Below are 24513 nucleotides of genomic sequence, written 5' to 3'. Positions count from 1 at the left end.
CGAGATCGCCCAAAGGCCGTTGCCCTTTCGCATGGGGCTCTGCTAGAGACCGCTCTCCCCGAGCCGGCCGCCCGGACGGGGGTCGCCGGATGAGCCCCTCGGGGCGGTGCGACAGAGGCCTCGTGGCGGAGTGGTTACGCAGAGGACTGCAAATCCTTGTACGGGGGTTCGATTCCCTCCGAGGCCTCCAACATCATCCCGCGCCGGACCGATCCGGCTTCTCTTCCGTCCCGACCAGCCATCGTCCCGACCGGCCCAGATCCAGATGGGTCATGCCCGGGCACGGGCCACCCCGGCCGCCCCGTCACCGGGCCCGATGCGGCCCCGATGCACCGGACGAGGCCGGCCGCCGCGTGTCAGCGCCGCGCCTCCGGGAACCTTGCGTTTTCGCCATCGATCCACGACAACCCGCAAGCTTCGGCGTGGCCGTCCGGCCGCCCGGAAGGACAGAGTGGCGCCCGGCGCCGGCCCAGGGTCGAGGGAAGACGGCATCCATGCTCGATTACGCGCAGGCGCGACGCCTCATGGTCGATTGTCAGCTGCGGACCTTCGACGTGAACGACGTCCCGGTCCTCGACGCCTTCGGAGAGGTCGCCCGCGAGCGCTTCGTGCCGCCCGGCCGTGAGGATTTCGCCTATATCGACCAGACCCTCCGGCTCGGCCGGGTGGGACGCGCCATGCCGGCGCCGATGCTGCTGGCGCGCATGGCCCAGGCCCTGGCGATCCAGCCGGGCGAGGCGGCGCTCGATGTCGCCACCGGCTACGGCTACGCGGCCGCGATCCTGGCCCGCCTCGGCGCGAAGGTCGTCGCCCTCGAATCCGACGGCGACCTCGCCGCGGGCGCGCGCGAGCGCCTCGCCGGCCTCGATCACGTCACCGTCGTCGAGGGGCCGCTGGAGGCCGGGGTCAAGCAGACGGCGCCCTACGACGCGATCCTGGTGAACGGCCGGGTGGAGACCCGCCCGCAGGCGCTGCTGGACCAGTTGAAGGACGGCGGCCGCCTCGTCTGCGTGATGGGCCGGGACCGGGCCGCCAAGGCGACCCTGTTCGTGCGGGCCGGCGACGCCTTCGGGTCGCGCCCGCTCTTCGATGCCGCTCTCCCGTCCCTGGGCGCCTTCGCGGCCGAGGCCGACTTCGCGTTCTGAGATACGTCGCATTCTGAGATCACGCAGCCGCCGGGCCGGCCGCACGGAGCGCCGCGGGGCGGAAGGCAGCCCCCGGATTCGGGCGTCTACAGCAGGGGGATTAAGCCTTCGGGGGTGTCGCTTTTTTGCGGCACTCCCTCTCGATTCTCTCCACCGACCGGAACCAACCGGTGCTCTGGCGGCCAAGGTCGAGTAGTCTCCGCATTGAGGCGGGCTATCCGGGATCGCGCCCAGGCGCGGCGGCCACTTCGCGTGGTCGTCCGGTTCATCGAAAAACCGCAAGGGTTGATGAGCGTGAGAGATTCGAAACCTGCGATGCGCACGAGGCTTCGGCCGGCCGGCCTCGCCGCACTGGCCCTCGCCCTCGCGAGCCCGGCCGGTGCCGAGACGCTGGAGAGCGCGCTCTCGCGGGCGTATGCCGCCAATCCGACCCTGAATTCCGGCCGCGCCGGCGTTCGCGCCACGGACGAGACCGTGGCCCAGGCCAAGTCCGGCTATCGCCCCACCGTCAGCCTCGATGCCGATATCGGCCTGACGCAGACCCAGGGCCGGACCTCCGGCTTCCAGCTCAACCAGGTGACGAAGCCCGGCGGCGCCGGCCTCACCGTCAACCAGACGCTGTTCAACGGCTTTCGCACCGACAACCAGACCCGCCAGGCGGAATCCGACGTGCTCCGCGTCCGGGAGGCGCTGCGCGCCACCGAGATGAACACGCTGTTCAACGCCGCCCAGGCCTACATGTCGGTCCTGAGCGACACGGCGAACCTGGAGCTGCGCCGGAACAACGTCGAGGTGCTCGAGGAGCAGCTCCGCCAGACCCGCGACCGCTTCAACGTCGGCGAAGTCACCCGCACCGACGTGGCGCAGGCCGAGGCCCGCCTCGCGGGCGCCCGCTCCGACGTCAGCGGCGCCGAGGCCACCCTGCGGGCCAGCATCGGCACCTATCGCCGCTTCATCGGCGTCGAGCCGCGCCAGCTCGCGCCCGGACGGCCCCTGGACCGCTACGTCCCGGGCAGCCTCGATGCCGCGATCAACATCGGCCTCAAGGAACATCCGCAGATCCTCTCGGCCCTGCACCTCGTCGACGTGTCCGAGGCCCAGGTGAAGGTGCTGGAGGGTGCGCTCTACCCGACCGCCGGCCTGCAGGGCTCGGTGCAGCAGCGCTACGACAACCAGTTCCCCGGCGACAACGCCGTCAGCGCCTCGATCGTCGGGCGCCTGTCGATCCCCCTCTACGAGGGCGGCCAGACCTACGCGCAGATCCGCCAGGCCAAGGAGACCGTCGGCCAGCGCCGGCTCGATGCCGAGGACACCCGGGATCAGGTCCGCTCGGCCATCGTGACGGCCTGGGGCCAGCTCGAGGCCTCCAAGGCACAGGTGATCGCCTCGCAGGCGCAGGTGCAGGCCAACGAGGTGGCGCTGAACGGCGTGCGCGAGGAAGCCCGCGTCGGTCAGCGCACCACCCTCGACGTGCTCAACGCGCAGCAGGAACTGCTGAACGCCCGCACCAACCTGATCATCGCCCAGCGCAACCGGGTGATCTTCTCCTACGGCGTCGTGCAGGCGATCGGCCGCCTGACGGTGCGCTTCACCGCGCTGCCGGTGGCGATCTACAGCCCGAAGGAGCACTTCGATCAGGTCAAGGACCTCTGGTACGGCGTGCGCACGCCCGACGGTCGCTGAGGCCCGGCGACCCCGGCCTCCGAGGAGGGGCGGGCCGCGGTTCACGGGAGATCGCGGCTTCGCCCGGGGCGATCATCGGCGCGGTTTCCTCGGTCGGGAGGCTCCCGAGCACGTCGCACACAGGAGTCTCACGGCCGCGTGAGCTTATCCCGTGCCGCACAGCGGCCGGCGCTTGTGTCGGGGCGGGGGCATGAAATACTCGCCGCATTCCGAAACCGTTTACCCCAGATCCCGAGCATCGTCCGGATGAGTGCAGCGAGCCCCAAGGCGTCGGACAAGGCCCAGGAACCCTCGATGGAGGAGATCCTGGCGTCGATCCGGCGCATCATCGCCGACGATCAGATCGCCAAGGCCGAGGTGGTCGCGCCGCAGAAATCCGCGCCGCCGCCCCAGAACGACGACGTGCTGGACCTCGCCGAGGTCGCCCAGCCGGTGCGCAAGCCCATGCCCCTCGACGAGCCGGAGATCGCGTTCCGCAAGGAGCCGATCGAGGACGGGCAGATCGATTTCGACGCGATCTCCTTCGACGACGACGAGCCGGATTTCGAGCCGCTGCCCCCGCCGCGCCCCGCGCCGGTCGAACCGCCGCGCCCGGCGCCGCAGCCCGCCGCCCGCGCGCCCGAGCCGGAGCCGACGCCCACCGAGCGCCTCACCTCGGCCGTCACCGACGCCAGCGTCGCCCAGGCCTTCAACATGCTCTCCAACACGGTGATGAGCAGCCAGGCCCGCACCCTCGAAGACCTCGTGCAGGACATGCTTCGGCCGATGCTGAAGGACTGGCTCGACGAGAACCTCCCCGGCATGGTCGAGCGGCTGGTCCGGGCCGAGATCGAGCGCGTGGCCAGGGGTCGCTAAGACAAGAGGGCCGCTGGGGCGAGAGGGGCCGCCGACGCCGAATCGCGGGGCTCGCGAGTTGACGCAAGGGCCGTGACGGGTTGAAAGCGGGCCAGCTTCCGCTTCCTCGACATGTGACCCGACCCGCCCATGATGGACAAGACCTTCGATCCCGCCGCCGTCGAGGCGCGCGTCAGTGCCGCCTGGGAGTCCGGCGGCGCCTTCCGGGCCGGGCGGCCCGAGCGGGCCGGGGCGACGCCCTTCACCATGGTGATCCCGCCGCCGAACGTCACCGGCAGCCTGCACATGGGGCACGCCCTCAACAACACGCTGCAGGACGTGCTCTGCCGCTTCGAGCGCATGCGCGGCCGCGACGTGCTCTGGCAGCCGGGCACCGACCATGCCGGCATCGCCACCCAGATGGTGGTGGAGCGCCGCCTCGCCGAGGCGAAGGAGCCGGGCCGGCGCGAGCTCGGCCGCGCGGCCTTCGTGGAGAAGGTCTGGGCCTGGAAGGCGGAATCGGGCGGCGCCATCGTCAACCAGCTGAAGCGCCTCGGCGCCTCCTGCGACTGGTCGCGCGAGCGCTTCACCATGGGCGTCTCGGGCGCGCCGGACGACCAGATGGTCCGCGCCGTGACCCGGACCTTCGTCGACCTGCACGCGCAGGGCCTGATCTACCGCGACAAGCGCCTCGTGAACTGGGATCCCAAGTTCCAGACCGCGATCTCCGACCTGGAGGTGATCCAGGTCGAGGTGAAGGGCCACCTCTGGCACTTCGACTATCCGGTCGTCGATGCGGACGGCGCCGAGACCGGCGAGATCATCACGGTGGCCACGACCCGGCCCGAGACCATGCTGGGCGACACCGCGGTGGCGGTCCACCCGGAGGACGAGCGCTATACCCATCTCGTCGGCCGATTCGTGCGCCTGCCCCTGGTCGGGCGCCTGATCCCGATCGTAGCCGACAGCTATTCGGACCCGGAGAAGGGCACGGGTGCGGTCAAGATCACGCCCGCCCATGACTTCAACGACTTCGAGGTGGGCAAGCGCGCCGGCTGCACGCCGATCAACATCCTGGATGCGGAAGCCCGCATAAGCCTCGACGGCAACACGGCTTTCCTGAACGGTTCGGACCCCGAGCCGGAGGCTCTGGCCCTGCACGGCCTCGACCGGTTCGAGGCCCGCAAGCGCGTCGTCGCCCTGATGGAGGCGCAGGAGCGCCTGCGCCTGACCGAGCCGAACACCCATGCGGTCCCGCACGGCGACCGCTCGAACGTCGTCATCGAGCCCTACCTCACGGACCAGTGGTACGTGAACGTGAAGCCGCTCGCCGAGCGCGCCCTGCAGGCGGTGCGCGACGGGAAAACCCGTTTCGTGCCCGAGAATTACGAGCGGACCTTCTTCCAGTGGCTCGAGAACATCGAGCCCTGGTGCATCTCGCGCCAGCTCTGGTGGGGCCACCAGATCCCGGTCTGGTACGACGAGGCCGGCGGCATCTACGTCGCGACGACCGAGGCCGAGGCGCAGGCACAGGCCGATGCGAAGCGCGGGGCACCCGTCGTCCTGCGCCGGGACGAGGACGTCCTCGACACCTGGTTCTCCTCCGCCCTGTGGCCGTTCTCGACGCTGGGCTGGCCGGACGAGACCCCGGAGCTCGCGCGCTACTACCCCACCGACACGCTGGTGACCGGCAAGGACATCATCTTCTTCTGGGTCGCCCGGATGATGATGCTCGGCCTCCACGTCACCGACCGGGTGCCGTTCTCCACGGTCTACCTGCACACGCTGGTGCGCGACGCCTCCGGCGCCAAGATGTCGAAGTCGAAGGGCAACGTCGTCGATCCCCTCGGGCTCATCGACCAGTACGGCGCCGACGCCCTGCGCTTCACCCTCACGGCGATGGCCGCGCAGGGGCGCGACATCAAGCTCGCGGTGAACCGGGTCGAGGGCTACCGCAACTTCGCGACGAAGCTCTGGAACGCCTCGCGCTTTGCCGAGATGAACGGCTGCACCCTGCGGGCCGAGTACCGGCCAGAGGAGGCGGGCGAGACCCTGAACCGCTGGGCGCTCGGCGAGGCCGCCCGGGCCGTCGCCGAGGTCACCGCGGCGCTCGAGGCCTACCGCTTCAACGACGCGGCGGCGGCCGCCTACCGCTTCGTCTGGAACATCTTCTGCGACTGGTACCTGGAGCTCGCCAAGCCCGTGCTCCAGGGGGAGGGCGTCGAGGCCGCCGCCAGGGCCGAGACGCAAGGGACCGTGGCCTTCCTGATCGACCAGATCGCCAAGCTGCTGCATCCGTTCATGCCGTTCCTCACGGAGGAGCTCTGGGCGATCAAGGGCGAGGGCGTGCCGGAGCGCGGCCTCCTCGCCCTGGCGCCCTGGCCGGACCTCGCCGCCCTGAACGATTCGGCCTCCGAGGCGGAGGTCGGCTGGCTGGTGGACCTCGTCTCGGAGATCCGCTCCGCCCGCTCGGAGACCAGCGTGCCGGCGGCCGCGCAGATCCCCCTCGTGGTGGTGGGCGCCGACGCCGAGCTGCGCGCCCGCGCGACCCGCTGGGGCGACACCCTGGTCCGCCTGGCCCGGCTCTCCGAGATCCGCTTCGAGGCGGCCGCGCCGAAGAGCTCGGTGCAGCTCCTGGTGCGCGGCTCGGTGGCGGCCCTGCCCCTGGAGGGCATCGTCGACCTCGCGGCGGAGGTCGCGCGCCTGAAGAAGGAGGCGGCGAAGGCCGGCGCCGAGATCGCCAAGATCGAGGCCAAGCTCGGCAATGCCGACTTCCTCGCCCGCGCCCCCGACGAGGTGGTGGACGAGCAGCGCGAGCGCCGCGACGGGGAGGCGGCCCGCCTGGAGAAGATCACGGAGGCGCTGGCGCGGCTCGCCGGTTGAGCGCGTCGTGACCGCCGCCCGCACCCTCGCCGAACTCGGCTGGTCCGCCTTCTTCGCGGACCAGCACCGGCCCGACGAGGCGGCCCTGCTGCCCCAGCGCGTCGCCACCGTGCACCGCGCCCGCATGAGCGCCCTCTCCGAGGCGGGACCGGTCAAGCTCATGCTGCCGGTCCACACCAACACCGGCGACTACGCCGTCGGCGACTGGGTCCTGGTCGAGGCCGGCACGCAGATGCTGCGCCGGCGCCTGGACCGGCGCACCGTGCTCGAGCGGCGCCGGGAAGGCAGCGCCACGCCGCAGCTCGCGGCGGCGAACGTCGATGCGCTGTTCATCGTCACCTCCTGCAACGCGGACTTCAACCCGACGCGGCTGGAGCGCTACCTCGCCCTGGCCAACCAGGGCGGGGCGGAGCCCGTCATCGTGCTGACGAAAGCGGACGTGGCGGCGGATTCCGGGCGCTACCGGCGCGAGGCCGAGGCCCTGCAGCGCGACCTCGCCGTCACGGTCGTGAATCCACGCGAACCCGAGGCGGCGACGCAGCTCGCCCCCTGGTGCGGTCCCGGCCGCACCGTCGCGGTGGTCGGCTCCTCGGGCGTCGGCAAATCGACCCTGGTGAACACCCTGGCGGGTCCGGACCATGCGGCGCCGCAGGCCACGGGCGGCATCCGGGAGCACGACGCCAAGGGCCGGCACACCACGACGAGCCGCTCGCTCCACGCCATCGCGGGCGGCGGCTGGGTGATCGACACGCCGGGCATCCGCTCGCTCCAGCTCGGAGACGCGGCCGAAGGGATCGACACCCTGTTCGCCGAGATCACCGAGCTGGCGCCCGCGTGCCGCTTCCGCGACTGCACCCACGCCCACGAGCCCGGCTGCGCCGTGCAGGGCGCCGTGGCCGAGGGTCGCCTCGACCCGGAGCGGGTGGCGCGCTGGCGCGTCCTGCAGGCCGAGAACCGGGGCAACACGGTGGTGCCGACCGGCCCGCGCGGCAACAAGCGGCGCTGACGGCCCGGCCTCAGATCCCGCCGCCCGCGACTTCGCGGGCCACGGCGCGGCGGCCGATGTCGCGCCGGCAGAACCCCTCCGGCCAGTCGATCCGGGCCACCGCCGCGTAGGCGCGGGCCTGGGCCTCCATCATGCTCTCGCCCAGGGCCGTGACGGCGAGCACCCGGCCGCCATCGGCGAGCAGGCGCCCGCCCTCGGCACGGGTGCCGGCCTGGAACACGATGACCTCGTCGCTCACCCCCGCCGCCTCGACGCCGCGGATCTCGGACCCGCGCATCACCGTGCCGGGATAGCCGGCCGCTGCCATGACCACGGTGAGGGCAGCGCGGCGCGCATCGAATTCCAGATCGATGCCGGACACGTCACCCTCGCAGGCCGCCAGGAGGGCGGGCACGAGGTCGGAGGCGAGGCGGGGCATCAGCACCTGGGCCTCCGGGTCGCCGAAGCGGGTGTTGTACTCGATCAGCTTCGGCCCGTCGGCGGTGAGCATCAGCCCGGCATAGAGGATGCCGGTGAAGGGAATGCCGCGCGCGCGCATGCCGTCGAGGGTCGGGGCGATGATCGTCTCCATCACCTCCCGCTCCAGGGCCGGGGTCAGGATGGTGGCCGGCGAATAGGCACCCATGCCGCCCGTATTCGGACCGCGATCCCCGTCGAAGACCCGCTTGTGATCCTGGGCCGTGCCCACCGGCACCGCGCGGGTGCCGTCGCACAGGGCGAAGAAGCTCGCCTCCTCGCCGAACAGGCATTCCTCGATGACGATCTCGGCGCCGGGCTCCTCGAACAGGGCGCGCACCGCGCTCTCGGCCTGCTCCCGGGTCTCGGCCACCACCACGCCCTTGCCGGCCGCCAGCCCGTCGGCCTTCACGACGATCGGTGCCCCGTGCGCGGCGAGGTAGGCCAGGGCCGGTTCGAGGGCCCGGAAACGGGCGAAGGCGGCGGTGGGGATGCCGACCTCGGCACAGAGATCCTTGGTGAAGCCCTTCGAGCCTTCGAGCTGGGCGGCGGCCTTGGTCGGCCCGAAGACCCGAAGACCCGCCGCCTGGAGGTCGTCGACGAGGCCGGCCACCAGGGGTGCCTCGGGCCCGACCACCACGAGGCCGATGCGCTCGCCCGCGCAGAAGGCCCGCACGGCAGCGTGGTCAGATACGTCGAGATCCGGCCTGTTCTCGCCGAAAGCGGCCGTGCCGGGGTTGCCGGGCGCGGTGAACAGGCGGGCGCAGAGCGGGCTCTTGGCGATGGCGTAGGCCAGGGCGTGCTCGCGCCCGCCCGAGCCGATGAGGAGGATGTTCATGGGGCGTGATGTTCCCCAAAAGCCGATCGTTGAAAAGTCCGATTCTCCGTGGACCCTGGCGATGTGCACGGGAAGCGTTCCGCGAACCGGATCGGCCCTTCATCTCGTGGCGTACGATCCGGGTGGAACGAACACGTCGGGGCGACGTTGTGAGGATTATGCCAGGCTGTCGCAAATCCGTTCCGTTTTTGGTGGCGCCGACTCCCCCCCGGAGCGTCAGCCTCTCGCATTATGTCACGCGCGGCCGGGTTCCGCTTCGAGCCTCCAACGACAACAGCAACCTCGACGACCTGCCGATCTGGCGCATGGCCCTGGCGATCTGCGCCGTTCCGGTCGCGTCGGTCCTGGTGATCCTGTCCATCCTGATGTGAGGCCCGGGCGGCGGCGGCGCCTACTTTACCTGCCGCGGCGCCGGCCCTAGCGTCCGCGCCCATGGCCGTTCCCCCTCCGCCCGCCAAAGCTGCCGTCGTACCCGAACCAGTCTCCAACGTGCCGGAATGGTCCGTCGGCGACCTCGCCTCCGCCCTCAAGCGGACGTTGGAGGATGCCTTCGGCCATGTCCGCCTGCGCGGCGAGATCTCGGGCTTTCGCGGCCAGCACAGCTCCGGCCATGCCTATTTCTCGTTGAAGGATGGCAGCGCCCGCATCGACGCGGTCGTCTGGAAGGGCACCTTCAACCGTCTGCGCCAGCGTCCCCAGGAGGGGCTGGAGGTGGTCGCCACCGGGCGGATCACGACCTTCCCGGGCAAGTCCTCCTATCAGATCGTCATCGAGACCCTGGAGCCGGCGGGCATCGGCGCCTGGATGGCGCTCCTGGAGGAGCGCAAGCGCGTGCTCGCCGCCGAGGGCCTGTTCGCGGCCGAGCGCAAGCGGCCCATTCCCTACCTGCCCCGCATCGTCGGCGTCGTGACCTCACCCACCGGCGCCGTCATCCGCGACATCCTGCACCGGCTCGCGGACCGCTTCGCCCGGCCGGTCCTGGTCTGGCCGGTGCGCGTGCAGGGGGAGGGGGCGGCCGAGGAAATCGCCGCGGCGATCCGGGGCTTCAACGCATGCACGCCCGGTGGCCCGATCCCACGTCCTGACGTGCTGATCGTGGCCCGCGGCGGCGGCTCGATCGAGGATCTCTGGGCCTTCAACGAGGAATGCGTGGTGCGCGCGGCCGCGGACTCGACGATTCCGCTGATCTCGGCGGTGGGCCACGAGACCGATACCACCCTGATCGACTTCGTCTCAGACCGCCGGGCCCCGACCCCGACCGGAGCCGCCGAGATGGCGGTGCCGGTGCGGGTCGACCTCGTCGCCGAGGTGACCGATCTCGGGCGGCGCCAGCGCGAGGCAGTCCAGCGGCGCCTCGACCGGGAGCGCAGCGACCTGCGTGCCCTGGTGCGGGCGATGCCCGATGTCGACGCCTTCCTCGCGGCCAAGCGCCAGCGCCTCGACCTCGCCGAGGCCCGCCTCGGCCCGGCGCTGGCCGGAAACGCACGGGTGTTCCGACTGCGGGTCTCGCGTCTGGTCGAGCGCTTCGCCCGGCATCCGCCGACCCTGGCCCTCGCCCAGGCACGCGGGCGCGTCGCCCGCATCGGTGACCGCCCCGGTGCCGCCCTGCGCCACGACATGGCGCGGAAAGCAGAGGGGCTGTCGTATCTCGGGCGCCGCCTCGTCATCGCCCGCGAGGGAACCCTGAGCCGGGCCCGCGCCGAGCAGGTGCGCAGCCGCGACCGCCTCGGCGCTCTGCAGGCGCGTCTCGTCCAGGCCGGCGCCCGGCTGACCGAGCGCCGCGCCGACCGCCTCGCCGGTCTGGCCAGCCTTCTCGGCGCCCTCAGCTATCGCGCCGTCCTGGCCCGCGGCTACGCCCTGGTGCGCGATGGGGACGGGCGCGCGATCCGCGCCGCCGCGCAAGTTGCCCCGCACATGACCCTCGAATTCGCCGACGGCCTCGTCGGCGTCCGCACTCTCGATATCCCGTCCGACACGCGGGCCGGCCCCCTTGCGTCGCGCCCCGAGGACCACGCCGAGCCGGTCTCCGGGAAGCGGATCGCCGCAAAGACGGGCGCCCGGAAGACCGCGCCGAAGAAGGCCGTCCCGAAGGCGCCCCAGCCGGAGGCCGCCGCGGTCCCGGCTCGGCAGGGGACCCTGTTCGATCTCTGAACAGGGGTCGTCGGCAACGTCGCACGGCGCCTGTGGCCGTCCGGCGTGTTTCCCGTCACATGGTTCGGGTTGACGAACCCGCCCGCGTTTGCGACCGCACCGGCGGCACGGCTCGTGCCTTCCGGGATGGCGCCGGAACCGACCGGGGAGGAGACGCGGCAATGACGACGACGATCGACAGCGCACAGAGACTGCATCTCGTCTTCGGGGGCGAGTTGGAGAGTCTCGACGGCGTGAACTTCCGCGACGTCAAGAATCTCGACATCGTCGGCATCTTTCCGGACTACGCCTCGGCGCAGATCGCCTGGAAATCCAAGGCACAGTCGACGGTTGACAGCGCACAGACGCGCTACTTCATCGTGCATCTGCACCGGCTGCTCGAGCCCTGATGTGCGAAACCTGGGCTCGTAACCCAGGTGAAGGCATTGTGACGCCCCTGTTGCGGCTGTTATGGAGCGCCGCAACGAAGGCCCGCCCCCCCGGCACGGGACCGGCCCTCCTGGATCGCGAGATGAAGACCCCGGCATGAAGTCCTCGATCAAGATCATCGCCGGCAACGCGAGCCGGCCGCTGGCCGAGGCCATCGCGGCATATCTCGAATTGCCGCTGGCCAAGTGCATGGTCCGGCGCTTCGCCGACATGGAGATCTTCGTCGAACTCCAGGAGAACGTGCGCGGCGAGGATGTGTTCATCGTCCAGTCCACCTCGTTCCCGGCCAACGATCACCTGATGGAACTGCTCATCATGATCGACGCCGCGCGCCGCTCGTCGGCCCGGCGCATTACCGCGGTGATCCCGTATTTCGGCTATGCCCGCCAGGACCGGCGCACCTCGGGCCGGACCCCGATCTCGGCCAAGCTCGTGGCCAACCTCATCACCGAGGCGGGGGCCGACCGCGTGATGACCCTCGACCTCCATGCCGGGCAGATTCAGGGCTTCTTCGACATTCCCACCGACAACCTGTTCGCCGCCCCCGTGATGGTGCGCGATATCAAGGAGCGGCTCGACCCCCGGGACTGGATGGTGGTCTCGCCCGACGTCGGCGGCGTGGTCCGCGCCCGCGCCATCGCCAAGCGCATCGACGCGACCCTGGCGATCGTCGATAAGCGCCGCGAGCGTCCCGGTGAATCCGAAGTGATGAACATCATCGGTGAGGTCGAGGGCCGCTCCTGCATCCTCGTCGACGACATCGTCGATTCCGGCGGCACCCTGGTGAACGCCGCCGAGGCCCTGCTGAATGCCGGCGCCAAAGACGTCTCCGCCTACATCACGCACGGGGTACTCTCGGGCGGCGCGGTCTCGCGTATCGCCGCCTCGCGGATGAAGGAGCTGGTCATCACCGACTCGATCCAGCCGACTCAGGCGGTCAAGCTCGCGCGCAACATCCGGGTCGCCACCATCGCGCCGCTCCTGGGCGAGGCCATCGGTCGGACGGCGACGGAATCGAGCGTGTCGAGCCTCTTCACCTGAGGCCCGCGTCCCGGATGTCCGGGACCGGCGGATCGCAATTGCGTTGACCCCATCGGAACCTGTATAGACGGCGCTTCCCTATTGCAGCGTTGAGACGGGATGCTGCCGGCCAGCCAAGGCCGGAGCGAGCGACGCCCTGTCGGCGGCGCCCCGGACCCGTCCCGCACGAACCAGTTGGAGTCACCCGATGTCGCAAGGCCCGCTGATGCCGAAGGCCACCGCCGTATGGCTGGTGGAGAACACCTCGCTGGCCTTCGAGCAGATCGCCGATTTCTGCAAGCTGCACCCCCTCGAGGTGAAGGGGATCGCCGACGGCGAGGTCGCCGCCGGCATTAAGGGCCTCGACCCGATCACCACCGGCCAGCTCACCCGCGACGAGATCGAGAAGGCGCAGAAGAGCCCGAACTACAAGCTCAAGGTCGCGGTCTCGAAGGTGAAGCTGCCCGAGGTGAAGCGCACCACCAAGGGTCCGCGCTACACGCCCCTCTCCCGCCGCCAGGACCGGCCGAACGCCATCCTCTGGCTGCTGCGCAACCATCCCGAACTCAAGGACGCGCAGATCATCCGCCTCGTCGGCACCACCAAGTCGACGATCCAGCAGATCCGCGAGCGCACCCACTGGAATTCCGGCTCCCTGCAGCCGATGGACCCCGTGACCCTCGGCCTCTGCACCCAGATCGACCTGGATTTCGAGGTGCAGCGCTCGGCCAAGGACCGTCCGGCCAACATGCCGGTGGACGGCGGCGCGACGCTGCTCCCCACCGAGGTCTCGACGGCCACGGACTACACCGAGTCCGACGAGCACCATCGCAGCGCCCGCGACGAGAAGCTCAACGCCGATTCGGTCTTCGCCAAGCTCAAGGGCATGCGCAGCACCGAGGACGACGACGAGGACTGAGGGCCCCGCCGATCCAGTCCTGACCGATCCCCGCAGCCCTGCTGCGGGGATTTTTCGTTTCCGGGCTCGAAGGCCGCCACGGTACTCGGCCTGTTGCCGGAGGCCCGGCAATCCGCTATGCAACCGCCGTTCTCCGAATGGATTCGACGAGGCTCGGCTGTCCCGCCGGGCCCCGGCCCGTTTGGAGGATCGCTCTCGACCATCGTTTGAGAATGCGTCGGCCCTCCTCCGGGAGGTTGAGCCCGTCGGGTCCGTGACCCCGGGCGGCGACGTCGAGGGTGTCCCGTCACACGAGCCGCCGATGCCGGCCTCCCGATGAGGCCTGTCAGGAGACAGAATGACCGCTGGTAACGCCCTGCAGCGTAGCCCGAGCCGCGACGATTTCGCCGCTCTTCTCGAGGAGTCCTTCCTCGAACACGAGATCACCGAAGGGTCCGTCGTCAAGGGTCGCGTCGTCGCGATCGAGAAGGACGTGGCCGTCATCGACATCGGCGCCAAGACGGAAGGCCGTGTCGCCCTCAAGGAATTCAACGGCCCCGGCCGCGAAGGCGAGCTCGCCGTCGGCGACGAGGTCGAGGTCTATGTCGACCGCATCGAGAATGCGCTCGGCGAGGCCGTCATCTCGCGCGACAAGGCGCGCCGCGAGGAGAGCTGGGTCAAGCTCGAGAAGGCCTTCGAGGCCAACGAGCGCGTCACCGGCGCGATCTTCAACCAGGTCAAGGGCGGCTACACCGTCGACCTCGACGGCGCCGTGGCGTTCCTGCCGCGCTCCCAGGTCGACATCCGCCCCGTGCGCGACGTCACCCCGCTGCTGGGTACGCCGCAGCCGTTCCAGATCCTCAAGATGGATCGCCGCCGCGGCAACATCGTCGTGTCGCGCCGCACCGTCCTCGAGGAGAGCCGCGCTGAGCAGCGCTCCGAGCTGGTGGCCAACCTTGAGGAGGGTCAGGTCATCGACGGCGTCGTCAAGAACATCACCGAGTACGGCGCCTTCGTCGATCTCGGCGGCATCGACGGCCTGCTCCACGTCACCGACATGGCGTGGCGCCGCGTGAACCATCCGTCCGAGGTCGTGACCATCGGCCAGACGGTCAAGGTCAAGATCATCAAGATCAACCACGAGACCCACCGCATCTCGCTCGGCATTAAGCAGCTGCTCGCCGATCCGTGGGAGGGCATCGCCCAGCGCTACCCGGTCGACGCCAAGCTCAAGGGCCGCGTGACCAACATCACCGACTACGGCGCCTTCGTGGAGCTGGAGCCGGGCATCGAAGGTCTGATCCACGTCTCCGAGATGTCCTGGACGAAGAAGAACGTCCACCCGGGCAAGATCGTCTCCACCTCGCAGGAAGTGGAAGTGCAGATCCTCGAGGTCGATCCCGTCAAGCGCCGCATCTCGCTCGGCCTCAAGCAGACCCTCCAGAACCCCTGGGAGGCCTTCGCCCAGCAGCATCCGGTGGGCTCCGAGGTCGAGGGCGAGGTCAAGAACAAGACCGAGTTCGGCCTGTTCATCGGCCTCGACGGCGATGTCGACGGCATGGTCCACCTGTCGGATCTCGACTGGAACCGTCCCGGCGAGCAGGTCATCGAGGAGTTCAAGAAGGGCGACATGCTGCGCGCCCAGGTTCTGGACGTCGACGTCGAGAAGGAGCGCATCTCGCTCGGCGTGAAGCAGCTCGGCGGCGACCCCTTCACGGAAGCGGGTGACCTGAAGAAGGGTCAGATCGTGACCTGCGAAGTGGTGGACGTGAAGGATTCGGGCGTCGACGTGAAGATCGTCGATACCGACCTGACGACCTTCATCCGCCGGGCCGAGCTCGCCCGCGACCGTGGCGACCAGCGCCCCGAGCGCTTCGCCGCCGGCGAGAAGTTCGACGCCCGCGTGATCCAGTTCGACCGCAAGGCGCGCCGGGTCCAGCTCTCGATCAAGGCCCTCGAGATGGCCGAAGAGAAGGAGGCGATGGCCCAGTTCGGCTCGACCGACTCGGGCGCCTCGCTCGGCGAGATCCTGGGCGCGGCCTTCAAGAAGGCCCGCACCAGTGACGACAAGGACGAGTCGCAGGACTGATCCGTCCCGCATGAGCCCCGGTCCTCCCGGACCGGGGAACGCGAAACAGTCTCTACGCCCGCGCGGGATCGCCTCCCGCGCGGGCGTTTTTCATGGGCGCAGCCTCGGCGGCCGGGTTCGCGGCGGAGGATGCCGGCCCCCTTGTCGGTCCGCGTCCGGCAAGGCTAGAACACGGGCGGGGCGACGGATCGCCTTGGGTATCGCGCCGGAGGACGCGCGATACCCAAGGCCGTGATTCGTCAAAGGCCGAGATGCGTCAAAGGCTTGATGCAAATCGGCGGGGAGTGTGGGACAAGGTTCGGTACGCAGGCGCGTAGCGGGCTCGGAGCCCAGGAACTCGGCGTTCAAAATATCAGCCGGTCGAGCCGGCACGAGAGGGAGCAGAACCAGCGCATGGCCGCGGATGCCGAACTTCTGATCGATCGCCGGCGCCTGCGCCGCAAGCTCTCCCTCTGGCGCGTCCTTGGCATCGGCGGCCTCGTGGTCGCGGTCGGCGCGGTCGGTCTGCGGGTCCGCAACGGCGGAGAGGGCCTGGGCCTCGGCAGCGTCCGGCCGCAGATCGCCCGGATCTCCGTGGGCGGCTTCATTGCCGGCAGCGAATCCACCACGAAGCTGATCGAGCGCGTCCGCGATGCGAGCGCCGTGCAGGGCGTCGTGGTGTCGATCTCCTCGCCGGGCGGTACCACCACCGGGTCCGAGGAGCTCTACCGCAACCTACGGGCACTCGCCGAGAAGAAGCCCATGGTGGCCTTCGTCGACGGCACCGCCGCCTCCGGCGCCTACATCGCCGCGATCGCCGCCGACCACATCGTGGCGCGCGAGACCGCGCTCGTCGGTTCCATCGGCGTGCTGTTCCAGTATCCGGACCTGTCGGGACTCCTCGACAAGGTCGGGGTCAAGGTCGAATCCGTGAAATCCGCGCCCCTGAAGGCCGAGCCCTCGGGCTTCACGCCCACCTCGCCCGAGGCCCGGGCCGCCCTCGCGGCCGTCGTCGGTGACACCTACGCCTGGTTCAAGGGGCTTGTGGCCGACCGGCGCAAGATGACCGAGAAGGAACTCGCCACCGTCTCCGACGGCCGGGTGTTCAGTGGTCGCCAGAGCGTGCCCCTCAAGCTCGTCGACGGCATTGGCGGTGAGCGGCAGGCCATCGCCTGGCTCGAATCCGAGCATGGCGTGGCCAAGGACCTGCCGGTGCTGGACTGGAAGCCGACCGCCAAGAGCGACTTCCGGCTCTGGTCGGCCCTCGGCCTCGGGGCCGACCTCGTCGGGCTCGACGGCGTCGCGGCGCGCCTGCGCCAGGTCGGCGACGAGACGGCGGGTCTGGCCCAGGGCGGCCTCCTGGTGCTGTGGCGCCCGGGCCCCGCGGACGCTGCCCGCTGAGGGCCCGTGCCACACTCTTTCGTGCATGACTTCGTGAAGGCCCTCGCATGATCAAGTCGGAGCTCGTGCTCAAGATCGCCGAGCAGAACCCGCATCTCTACCAGCGCGATGTCGAGACCCTGGTGAACGCGATCCTCGACACCATCGCGGATGCCCTCGCCCGGGGCGACCGGGTGGAACTGCGCGGCTTCGGGGCGTTCTCTGTGAAGCGTCGCGATGCGCGGCGCGGGCGCAACCCGCGGACGGGTGCGACCGTTGCCGTCTCGGAAAAGGCCATTCCCGTGTTCAAGACGGGCAAGGAGATGCGCCTGCGCCTCAACGAGGCCGGCATCGGGGACGGCGAGGCCGCCGCGTCCTGATCCGCCCCGTACCCTACGCTCGGAGTTCCTCTCGATGATCCGCTTCCTCAAGGGCCTGGTCTTGCTTCCCGTGGCGATCCTGGTGGTCGCCTTCGCGGTGGCGAACCGCGATGCGGTGCGGGTCTCCTTCGATCCGCTCTCGCCCGACATGCCGCTCTTCAGCGCGACGCTGCCGCTCTACCTGCTGCTGTTCATCGCGGTGGCGGTCGGCGTGCTGCTCGGCGGCTGCGGTGCCTGGTTGGGTCAGTCGCGCACCCGCCGCACCAGCGCCGAGCGCCGTCGCGAGATCCGCCGCCTGGAAACCGAGACCGCCCGCCTGAAGACCTACGCGCCGGCACCGACCAACGAGGGTCCGAACGGCATCTACCGCAACGCTCCCGACCGCGTCGCTCTGCCGGCCCCGCGCTGAGGCCGGCCTCGATCCGCACGCCTGGAACTGCATGTCGGCCATCGCGATCAAGATCTGCGGGCTCAGCACGCCGGAGACCCTCGACGCCGCCTTGACGGCCGGCGCCGACTTCGTCGGCTTCGTGCATTTCCCACGCAGCCCCCGTCATGTGAGCCTCGAAAGTGGTCGCGCCCTGTCGGCGCGGGCGAAGGGCCGGACCGAGCGGGTGGTCCTCCTCGTCGATCCGGACGACGCCCTGGTGGCCGCCGCCGTCGCGGCCCTCGATCCCGAGTGGATCCAACTCCACGGCCGCGAGACGCCCGAGCGCGTCGCGGCCATCCGCGCCGCCACAGGGCGCCCGGTGATGAAGGCGCTCGGCGTCGCGACGGCTGCGGATCTCGACGCGGTGGCGGCCTATGCGGAGGCGGCCGACCGCATCCTCCTCGACGCCAAGGCGCCGCCGGGCGCCGTGCTGCCCGGCGGCAACGGCCACGCCTTCGACTGGACCCTGCTCCACGGTGCCGCCCTACCGGCGGACTACATGCTCTCGGGCGGGCTCACCCCCGACACCGTGGCGGCCGCGCTCGCCCATACGGGAGCCCGCGCGGTCGATGTCTCCTCCGGCGTCGAGATCCGTCCGGGAGAGAAATCGCCGGAGCGGATCGCCGCCTTCGTCGCTGCCGCCCGGGGCTGACAGGGCAGGGGATCGCGGCCGGACGCCCCGCGCTTTCCGCCCCGAACGGCCCGGATTCGTCGGTCATTTCGCAATTCGACGCGTTGGCCGCATTGTCGCCGCCCCCCGCGCGGGTCTAGGCCTATCGACAAACGCAGACCTGACAAGGACCACGCCCGTGACCATCGCTCCCCCTCCGAACTCGTTCCGCAACGGCCCGGACGAGCGCGGCCGCTTCGGCATCTTCGGCGGACGCTTCGTGGCCGAGACGCTGATGCCGCTGATCCTTGACCTGGAGGCGGCTTACACCGCCGCGAAGGCCGATCCGGCCTTCCAGGCAGAGATGAACAGCCATCTGACCCACTATGTGGGCCGGCCAAGCCCACTCTACTACGCCGAGCGCATGACGGAGCACCTGCGTGCGCAGGCTGCCCCCGGCCACGGCGCGAAGATCTTCTTCAAGCGCGATGAGCTGAACCACACCGGCTCGCACAAGGTGAACAATGTGCTGGGCCAGATCATGCTGGCCCGCCGCATGGGCAAGCCGCGCATCATCGCCGAGACCGGCGCCGGCCAGCACGGTGTCGCCACCGCCACCCTCTGCGCCCGCTTCGGCCTGAAATGCGTGGTCTACATGGGCGCCGTGGACGTGGCGCGCCAGGCGCCCAACGTGTTCCGCATGAAGATGCTCGGCGCCGAGGTGGTGCCGGTGCAGTCCGGCACCAAGACTCTCAAGGACGCGATGAACGAGGCCCTGCGCGACTGGGTTACCAACGTCGCCGACACCTTCTACTGCATCGGCACCGTGGCAGGCCCGCATCCCTACCCGGCGATGGTGCGCGACTTCCAGTCGATCATCGGCCGCGAGACGAAGCAGCAGATGCTGGAGATGGAGGGCCGACTGCCGGATTCCCTCGTCGCGTGCATCGGCGGCGGCTCCAACGCCATGGGCCTGTTCCATCCCTTCCTGGACGATCCCGAGGTCGCGATGTACGGCGTCGAGGCGGCGGGCCACGGCATCTCCAGCGGCCTCCACGCGGCTTCGCTGTCGGGCGGCAAACCCGGCGTGCTGCATGGCAACCGCACCTACCTGCTGCAGGATGCCGACGGCCAGATCGCGGACGCGCACTCGATCTCGGCCGGCCTCGACTATCCGGGCATCGGCCCCGAACACGCCTGGCTGCACGAGGCCGGGCGCGTCACCTATCTCTCGGCGACGGATCAGGAAGCCCTCGACGCCTTCAAGCTGTGCTCGATGCTGGAAGGCATCATCCCGGCCCTGGAGCCGGCCCACGCCCTCGCCAAGGTGCGGGAACTGGCACCCCAGAAGCCCGAGGATCATCTCCTCGTCGTCAACCTCTGCGGCCGCGGCGACAAGGACATTCCCCAGGTCGCCGAGATCCTGGGGACCCAGCTCTGAGCCCAGCGGCGGAACGGCCATTTTCCGAGGCTTGACCCCGTTGACACCCCACGGCGGGGTTCCCTATACCGCCGATCTCATCGCGGCCACGATCTTCGGCGGCCGCGGTCTGGCGGGGTAGCTCAGCTGGTTAGAGCAGAGGAATCATAATCCTTGTGTCGGGGGTTCAAATCCCTCCCTCGCTACCAATAATTCGAAGCACTTAGCTTGAAAGCCCTGGCCAGGACGCCGGGGCTTTTTCGTTACCGGGGCGGAACTGGGGCGGCACCTTGGAGGTCCGCTCGTCGGTCCGGGCCCAGAATGCCGCCCCAGTGCGGCGCGCGGCCGCTCCCCGGTTTGTCCACAGGCCAGACTGCCACCGCCCCCGTGTCCCGTTCCAGGCCACGCCGCGGATCAGCCCTTGCCCCGCTCCTGGTAGGTCTCGACGAGGAAGGTCGCGATGGCGCCGGCGGCGTTGACCGCGAGGCTCGCGTGCCGGGGCGACGGCCGGACCCGGGGCCGCTCGTCAGTCGGCGGGTCGTCGGCGTGCGCATCCGAGAACCGGTTCCTCAGGGTGCCGAGGCCGTTCACCAGCGTCATCGCCCCGCCGAGGATGGCCTTGATCGGCACGTCCCGGTGCTGGTCCGGGGCCAGCTTTAACCCGGCTGCGACGGCGCCGTATAGCTTGGGCAGGTCATCCTTCGGGGCGTAGGGGATGCCGAGCCCGTCGAGGATGTGCTTGCACACAGCCTCCAGCAGGGTGCGCGCGACCGTGATGGCGCCCTCGGGATCGGCCGTCCGGCGTGCCAGGGCCTTGGTCCAGACCGCATGCACGCCGTCGGCATCGAACGAGGCGAGCGCATCGTTGACCACCGCGTCGCCGGGGGACCGGTTGCGGCCCTCCAGGTGGTCCATCAGGGGCGTGAAGGATTCGCAGATGAATGCTCGCCGCTCCGCGTACCGGCCGTAGCGGTCTTTGATGTACGGCCAGAAGGCATCGAGCGTGCGGGAGGTCCTGACGAATGCCGGCAGGAGCGCCTTGGCCTTGTCGTCGTGGAGCAACTCGCGTCGGAGGATCTCGTAGGCGTGCCCGTCGGGGGAGCCCCCGGTCGCGGCCGCGACGAGGATGCCCTCCATCATGGCCACCCGCTCGATGAGCGTCTCCGGCATATCGTCCATTGGGTCCCCCGGCGTCGGGCCCAGGCTATCGTCATGCCGCGGGGTGCGCACGTGCGCACGCGAGATGCGCACAGGGCAAGGCACAACGGCCTCCCGCCGGAATTCCGGCTGTCGCCGAAGATTATTCGCCGGGTGTCTCGGCGGCTGCGTGGGCAGCGGCGGCCTTGGCTTGAAAGGAAGCCCAGGCCGCATCCGCGGCCTCGCGCCTGGCCCTTTTGTCAGCAGCGTCCGCCTCTGCCTTTTGGGCGGCCTTCAGGGCGGCCTTCATGTCCTCGCGCCTCCGCCTGTCAGGCGGCCGCTTCCCGACGTGGTACACGAGCGGTCCTGGAGGAAAGGGACCGAGGTAGACGCCCCGCTTGGCACCATTATCCAGCGCGATGAGGATGGGTCGGATGCGGTGGTCAAACTTCATCGCGTACCCGGCCAGAACACCCGAGATGTAGCCGTCGAGCCTGCGCCTGTTGGGGCCGCCCGCCTCGCGGATGGCCCAGTACCAGCGAGGAGCGTCGCTGTAGAGACGCTCCTGCAGGATGTGCAGCATCTCCCTCTCTCTCATGGTTGGCGTGATCTTCTTGCTGCCAGCATTGCGGGCGTAGGCCTCCTCGAAGCACTCGGCCTCGCATCTTGCCCTCATCTCGGCCGTCGGCAGGTCAGCGCACGCTGCCCATTCACTCACCTTACTCATGGCACGCCCCCATCCTCGGTTGGGGGCACCCTGGACGGGTGGGGTTACCGCGCTCCGAATCGGGGCGGGCCATGTATGGCCAGGGTTGCCAGTGTGTTGCGGCGTCCCCAGCAGTTTGACCGGGTCAGCTTAACCGGCATGCAACCGGCGCCGTGGCATCTCTCGGATCGGCATAGCTGCTCACACACCGACGACGCCGGCGAGGACCCGTCCTCACTATCCGCCCGGCATCGGTTTCGGGCGTGGAGGTACCCAGCATGTCAGTTACGACCAGAATGCCCCCGGATCTGGCACTGGTGCTCGATCGGGCCGAGGGCGGCCTACGCATCTTCGTGGAGTTGCAGAGGGCCGAGGTCGACAGGATGTCCAAGCGCTGGCAGGAGAGCGACCGCGGTGCGGCAGTCTCTCGCTGGCTGGATGACCTGGAGGACACCGCCGAGCTCATCGCGGAGTGCGAGGGTTCGGCCCATTAGGTCCGACGGTTGATGGGGCTCCGGCAGTGATGCCGGGGCCCTATTCGATTCGGGCGGCGAACTCGCGGTGGTTAGTGCGTCTCGCATTCGAGGGTCCGATTGACTCGCTGCCCGATTCAACTGCAACCGAACCTCAACGATGTTGGGGTTAGCTCCGCCCCTAATGCAGGGGGGAAAAAGTGCCGTTCTTTACGCCTGAGCACGTCCGGATCGCGCTAGAATACCTCGCCGAGAGCTCGCACCCGTCGCTCGTCAGCTTTATCTCGATGACCCGCAATGAGGTGCCAGTCGAAGCGCCTGGCGTCGACGGTGTCGAGTTTGGCGGTCGTCAGGAGAACGAGGTTCTCGCCGCATACTTCTCACCGGACATCGATGCATCTGAGCCGCTCTATTACGTGCCGTTTGGACGTAGCGGCGAGACGCACTGGCGCAAGAGGAAGGCATACGCGGGCAACACTTTACAGCGGCAGCGGAGCGGCAAGCCCTTCTTGTATACGCGCGAGGGGGAACGGGATGACGCGCGCTGGTGGCTGGCCAAAGACTTCCAGTCAGCATTGGCGTCCCGTCAAGGGAAGGCACTTGGTGCGCGGCCGCTCTCCATCCATCACCTCGCAGCATGGTGCTACCGGGACGTCGACCTGAAGGATCAGGCGGAAGCCATCTCCCGCTTCCGCGACGAGTTCAAGCTCGACAAGTATGGTCTGGTACCGGACGTCTTTTCCCCAAACCTCGACCCGGCGCTCGCCGCCATTCCCTTTGACGCCGCTAAGGTCGGGCCCGGGGTCCTCGACCTACTCGACGAGCTGCCGAGCGACCTTGCCCCAGCGGCCCCCATGGTGGCGTCGGTGGGTCCGGCGGCTGTCGCTTCCGACGACGACGATGATGAGGCCGTCGCGCCCGGTTCCTGGGACATCTCGGATGCGAGCCTCGCGACGTATACCGGGCACCTCCGCGGCGTCGGAGCAGCCATCGCCCAGGCTGTCGCGGCGCTTCGCTCCGGCATGCATGTGGTGTTCACGGGGCCGCCCGGTTGCGGCAAGACCGACCTCGCCCAGCGCCTATGCGAGGCGGGCGGCTTCCGGCCATGGCAGGTCACCGCCACCGACCAGTGGGGCACCTTCGAGACGATGGGCGGCTACTTTCCCGACCCGGACGAGGGCGGGCAAGTCCTCGACTTCCGGCCCGGCACCGTTGTCGAGGCCATCGAGTAGGACCGCATCCTGATCATCGACGAGGTCAACCGCGCCGACATCGACAAGGCGTTCGGTGAGCTCTTCACGCTCCTGAGCGGGCACCCGGTCGACCTGATGTTCCAGCGCCGGGTCGGGACCGAGCGCCGCCGCATCCGGCTCGCCCACGGCGCGGCCGCCGCCGAGCCCGGGGTAGACGTCGCTAATCGGCCTGCCGTGGCGGGTCGCCCTGGGCATGCAGGCGGAGGGCTGGGTCCTGCGCAGCCCCATCATTTGGCAACGCCCGAACGCGCTCGGCGAGCCGACCGCCAAGGACCGCCCCTGGCGGACCTACGAACACCTGTTCCTTTTCTCGAAGGGACCGCGCTACTACTTCGACCGATCCAGACTGAATGGTGCGGAGGACGTGTGGGTTCTGCACGCCCGGCCTGAGAACCCATACGCGCACTGCGCACCGTTCCCCGTAGAACTAGTCGAGCGCTGCCTAGCCTGCGGCTGCCCGGCGGGAGGCACAGTGCTCGACCCATTCTTGGGCTCGGGGACCACCCTTGTCGCCGCAGCCCGAGCTGGCCTCGACGGTGTTGGCGTCGAGCTCAATGACGCCTATGCCGCCCTGGCCGAACGTCGCATCCGGGAGAGCATCGGAACTGCCCCGCGGCGGGCCGCCAGGGCGTGAAGCCGGCCGGTTTGGCGCCCCGCCTTCCTGGATGGGTGCAAACCGACGAGGTCCCCGGCGCGAAGCCGGGGCCTTTCTCGTTCACGGTCACGTGCTACCCCGGTGCCATGGACATCCGCCTCGCCTACGTTGACCTCACCGTGTTCGAGATCCCCGCCGGCTGGGTCGCAGTCGGCTTCATCGGCGCCGGCGACGCGCTGGCCTACGACGCGGACAGGCGCCCCCACCGCATCGCCGATGGCGTCGCCCATCCGGTCGATCCGGCCGAGGTCAACCGAGCCCTTGTCCAGGCCGTCGACGAGGCCGGCCTGCGGGTCTGGCCCGGCGGGTGGACGCACGCCCTGCCTCAGGCGTTCGGGCTCAACAGGCGCACGACGCAGCGCGACCGTATCGAGCGCAGCGGCCTGGCCCCCGCCATCCTGAAGGCCCTCGGCATCGCGGCAGGCTCGCACGACGCGGACGGGCTCGGGCTGATGATGAGCGCGCTCGCCACCTACGTCGAGCGGCATGCCCAGGGTCTCGGCATACCCGAGGACCTCGACGACGCCGCGGAAGCGACGGCCAACGCCCTGTCCCTCATGCGCGACGTCCGCCGGGGCCGTACGACGAAGGCGGAACCCGATTAACGATTCCGAAGGGAGTCCCTGCTAGGCAGCTACCCCCCAGCCCAGGGTCGGTC

At 69.7% G+C, this 24513-nt stretch carries 23 protein-coding genes and 2 tRNA genes; 22 read left to right on the top strand and 3 right to left on the bottom strand.

Going from position 1 to position 24513, the window contains the following annotated elements; genetic code table 11:
* Positions 1 to 116: 116 nt before the first annotated feature.
* The 6 genes from ACXJY8_RS09515 (at position 117) to rsgA (ending at position 7551) form a co-directional block, all read left to right on the top strand.
* Positions 117 to 190: transfer RNA gene (locus ACXJY8_RS09515), tRNA-Cys, on the top strand.
* A 304-nt stretch (positions 191 to 494) separates the two neighbouring features.
* On the top strand, positions 495 to 1145 hold the full coding sequence (locus ACXJY8_RS09510; protein WP_463779224.1) for a protein-L-isoaspartate O-methyltransferase family protein: 651 nt from the start codon (positions 495 to 497) through the stop codon (positions 1143 to 1145).
* A gap of 288 nt (positions 1146 to 1433) precedes the next feature.
* Positions 1434 to 2828 carry a TolC family outer membrane protein gene (locus ACXJY8_RS09505; RefSeq protein ID WP_463779221.1) on the top strand — a complete coding sequence of 465 codons (1395 nt, stop codon included), beginning with the start codon at positions 1434 to 1436 and terminating at the stop codon, positions 2826 to 2828.
* A 246-nt stretch (positions 2829 to 3074) separates the two neighbouring features.
* Positions 3075 to 3683 (top strand): PopZ family protein, encoded by a 609-nt coding sequence (locus tag ACXJY8_RS09500; RefSeq protein ID WP_463779219.1) that lies wholly within the window; start codon positions 3075 to 3077, stop codon positions 3681 to 3683.
* 129 nt (positions 3684 to 3812) lie between these two features.
* On the top strand, positions 3813 to 6545 hold the full coding sequence (locus ACXJY8_RS09495; protein ID WP_463779214.1) for a valine--tRNA ligase: 2733 nt from the start codon (positions 3813 to 3815) through the stop codon (positions 6543 to 6545).
* 7 nt (positions 6546 to 6552) lie between these two features.
* Positions 6553 to 7551, top strand: coding sequence for a ribosome small subunit-dependent GTPase A (gene rsgA / locus ACXJY8_RS09490; protein WP_463779211.1), 999 nt, complete (start codon positions 6553 to 6555; stop codon positions 7549 to 7551).
* A 10-nt stretch (positions 7552 to 7561) separates the two neighbouring features.
* On the opposite strand, the gene purD is transcribed toward rsgA, so the two are convergent.
* On the bottom strand, positions 7562 to 8845 hold the full coding sequence (gene purD / locus ACXJY8_RS09485; RefSeq protein ID WP_463779209.1) for a phosphoribosylamine--glycine ligase: 1284 nt from the start codon (positions 8843 to 8845) through the stop codon (positions 7562 to 7564).
* A 191-nt stretch (positions 8846 to 9036) separates the two neighbouring features.
* Here purD and ACXJY8_RS09480 point away from each other — a divergent pair, with 191 nt between their 5' ends.
* The 12 genes from ACXJY8_RS09480 to ACXJY8_RS09425 all read left to right on the top strand — a co-directional run bounded on the left by ACXJY8_RS09480 (position 9037) and on the right by ACXJY8_RS09425 (position 19840).
* Positions 9037 to 9216 carry a hypothetical protein gene (locus ACXJY8_RS09480; protein ID WP_463779207.1) on the top strand — a complete coding sequence of 60 codons (180 nt, stop codon included), beginning with the start codon at positions 9037 to 9039 and terminating at the stop codon, positions 9214 to 9216.
* A 61-nt stretch (positions 9217 to 9277) separates the two neighbouring features.
* Positions 9278 to 10996 carry an exodeoxyribonuclease VII large subunit gene (gene xseA, locus ACXJY8_RS09475; RefSeq protein ID WP_463779204.1) on the top strand — a complete coding sequence of 573 codons (1719 nt, stop codon included), beginning with the start codon at positions 9278 to 9280 and terminating at the stop codon, positions 10994 to 10996.
* A gap of 161 nt (positions 10997 to 11157) precedes the next feature.
* Positions 11158 to 11385 carry a DUF4170 domain-containing protein gene (locus ACXJY8_RS09470; RefSeq protein ID WP_463779202.1) on the top strand — a complete coding sequence of 76 codons (228 nt, stop codon included), beginning with the start codon at positions 11158 to 11160 and terminating at the stop codon, positions 11383 to 11385.
* Between the two features lie 136 nt (positions 11386 to 11521).
* Complete coding sequence (locus ACXJY8_RS09465) at positions 11522 to 12466, top strand: ribose-phosphate pyrophosphokinase (RefSeq protein ID WP_055959118.1); 945 nt, start codon at positions 11522 to 11524, stop codon at positions 12464 to 12466.
* Positions 12467 to 12653: 187 nt separating this feature from the next.
* Complete coding sequence (locus ACXJY8_RS09460) at positions 12654 to 13364, top strand: DUF1013 domain-containing protein (RefSeq protein ID WP_463779197.1); 711 nt, start codon at positions 12654 to 12656, stop codon at positions 13362 to 13364.
* Positions 13365 to 13701: 337 nt separating this feature from the next.
* The gene (gene rpsA, locus ACXJY8_RS09455) at positions 13702 to 15432 is read left to right on the top strand and encodes a 30S ribosomal protein S1 (RefSeq protein ID WP_056184418.1); all 1731 of its coding nucleotides are present in this window, start codon (positions 13702 to 13704) and stop codon (positions 15430 to 15432) included.
* Positions 15433 to 15825: 393 nt separating this feature from the next.
* The gene (gene sppA, locus ACXJY8_RS09450) at positions 15826 to 16812 is read left to right on the top strand and encodes a signal peptide peptidase SppA (RefSeq protein WP_463779194.1); all 987 of its coding nucleotides are present in this window, start codon (positions 15826 to 15828) and stop codon (positions 16810 to 16812) included.
* Between the two features lie 47 nt (positions 16813 to 16859).
* Complete coding sequence (ihfB, locus tag ACXJY8_RS09445) at positions 16860 to 17171, top strand: integration host factor subunit beta (RefSeq protein ID WP_463779191.1); 312 nt, start codon at positions 16860 to 16862, stop codon at positions 17169 to 17171.
* A 34-nt stretch (positions 17172 to 17205) separates the two neighbouring features.
* The gene (locus ACXJY8_RS09440; protein ID WP_463779188.1) at positions 17206 to 17580 is read left to right on the top strand and encodes a lipopolysaccharide assembly protein LapA domain-containing protein; all 375 of its coding nucleotides are present in this window, start codon (positions 17206 to 17208) and stop codon (positions 17578 to 17580) included.
* Between the two features lie 31 nt (positions 17581 to 17611).
* Positions 17612 to 18253 (top strand): phosphoribosylanthranilate isomerase, encoded by a 642-nt coding sequence (locus tag ACXJY8_RS09435; protein ID WP_463779185.1) that lies wholly within the window; start codon positions 17612 to 17614, stop codon positions 18251 to 18253.
* Between the two features lie 157 nt (positions 18254 to 18410).
* Complete coding sequence (gene trpB, locus ACXJY8_RS09430; RefSeq protein WP_463779183.1) at positions 18411 to 19652, top strand: tryptophan synthase subunit beta; 1242 nt, start codon at positions 18411 to 18413, stop codon at positions 19650 to 19652.
* A 111-nt stretch (positions 19653 to 19763) separates the two neighbouring features.
* Positions 19764 to 19840: transfer RNA gene (locus ACXJY8_RS09425), tRNA-Met, on the top strand.
* Between the two features lie 205 nt (positions 19841 to 20045).
* Here the strand turns inward: ACXJY8_RS09425 and ACXJY8_RS09420 are convergent.
* Entirely contained in the window at positions 20046 to 20810 is a 765-nt protein-coding gene (locus ACXJY8_RS09420) for an abortive infection family protein (RefSeq protein WP_463779180.1), read from the bottom strand.
* 121 nt (positions 20811 to 20931) lie between these two features.
* Positions 20932 to 21495 (bottom strand): hypothetical protein, encoded by a 564-nt coding sequence (locus tag ACXJY8_RS09415; RefSeq protein ID WP_463779178.1) that lies wholly within the window; start codon positions 21493 to 21495, stop codon positions 20932 to 20934.
* Positions 21496 to 21752: 257 nt separating this feature from the next.
* Here ACXJY8_RS09415 and ACXJY8_RS09410 point away from each other — a divergent pair, with 257 nt between their 5' ends.
* The 4 genes from ACXJY8_RS09410 (at position 21753) to ACXJY8_RS09395 (ending at position 24460) form a co-directional block, all read left to right on the top strand.
* On the top strand, positions 21753 to 21968 hold the full coding sequence (locus ACXJY8_RS09410) for a hypothetical protein (RefSeq protein ID WP_463779176.1): 216 nt from the start codon (positions 21753 to 21755) through the stop codon (positions 21966 to 21968).
* A 179-nt stretch (positions 21969 to 22147) separates the two neighbouring features.
* Positions 22148 to 23179, top strand: a complete 1032-nt coding sequence (locus tag ACXJY8_RS09405; protein ID WP_463779174.1) for a hypothetical protein — start codon at positions 22148 to 22150, stop codon at positions 23177 to 23179.
* 214 nt (positions 23180 to 23393) lie between these two features.
* Positions 23394 to 23834 (top strand): DNA-methyltransferase, encoded by a 441-nt coding sequence (locus ACXJY8_RS09400; RefSeq protein ID WP_463779172.1) that lies wholly within the window; start codon positions 23394 to 23396, stop codon positions 23832 to 23834.
* 107 nt (positions 23835 to 23941) lie between these two features.
* Entirely contained in the window at positions 23942 to 24460 is a 519-nt protein-coding gene (locus tag ACXJY8_RS09395; RefSeq protein ID WP_463779170.1) for a hypothetical protein, read from the top strand.
* Positions 24461 to 24513 lie beyond the last annotated feature (53 nt).

This window comes from Methylobacterium sp. TK31, assembly GCF_055361545.1.
The sequence above is the reverse complement of the archived record's forward strand: the minus strand, read 5'-3'. Positions and strand labels throughout refer to the sequence as shown.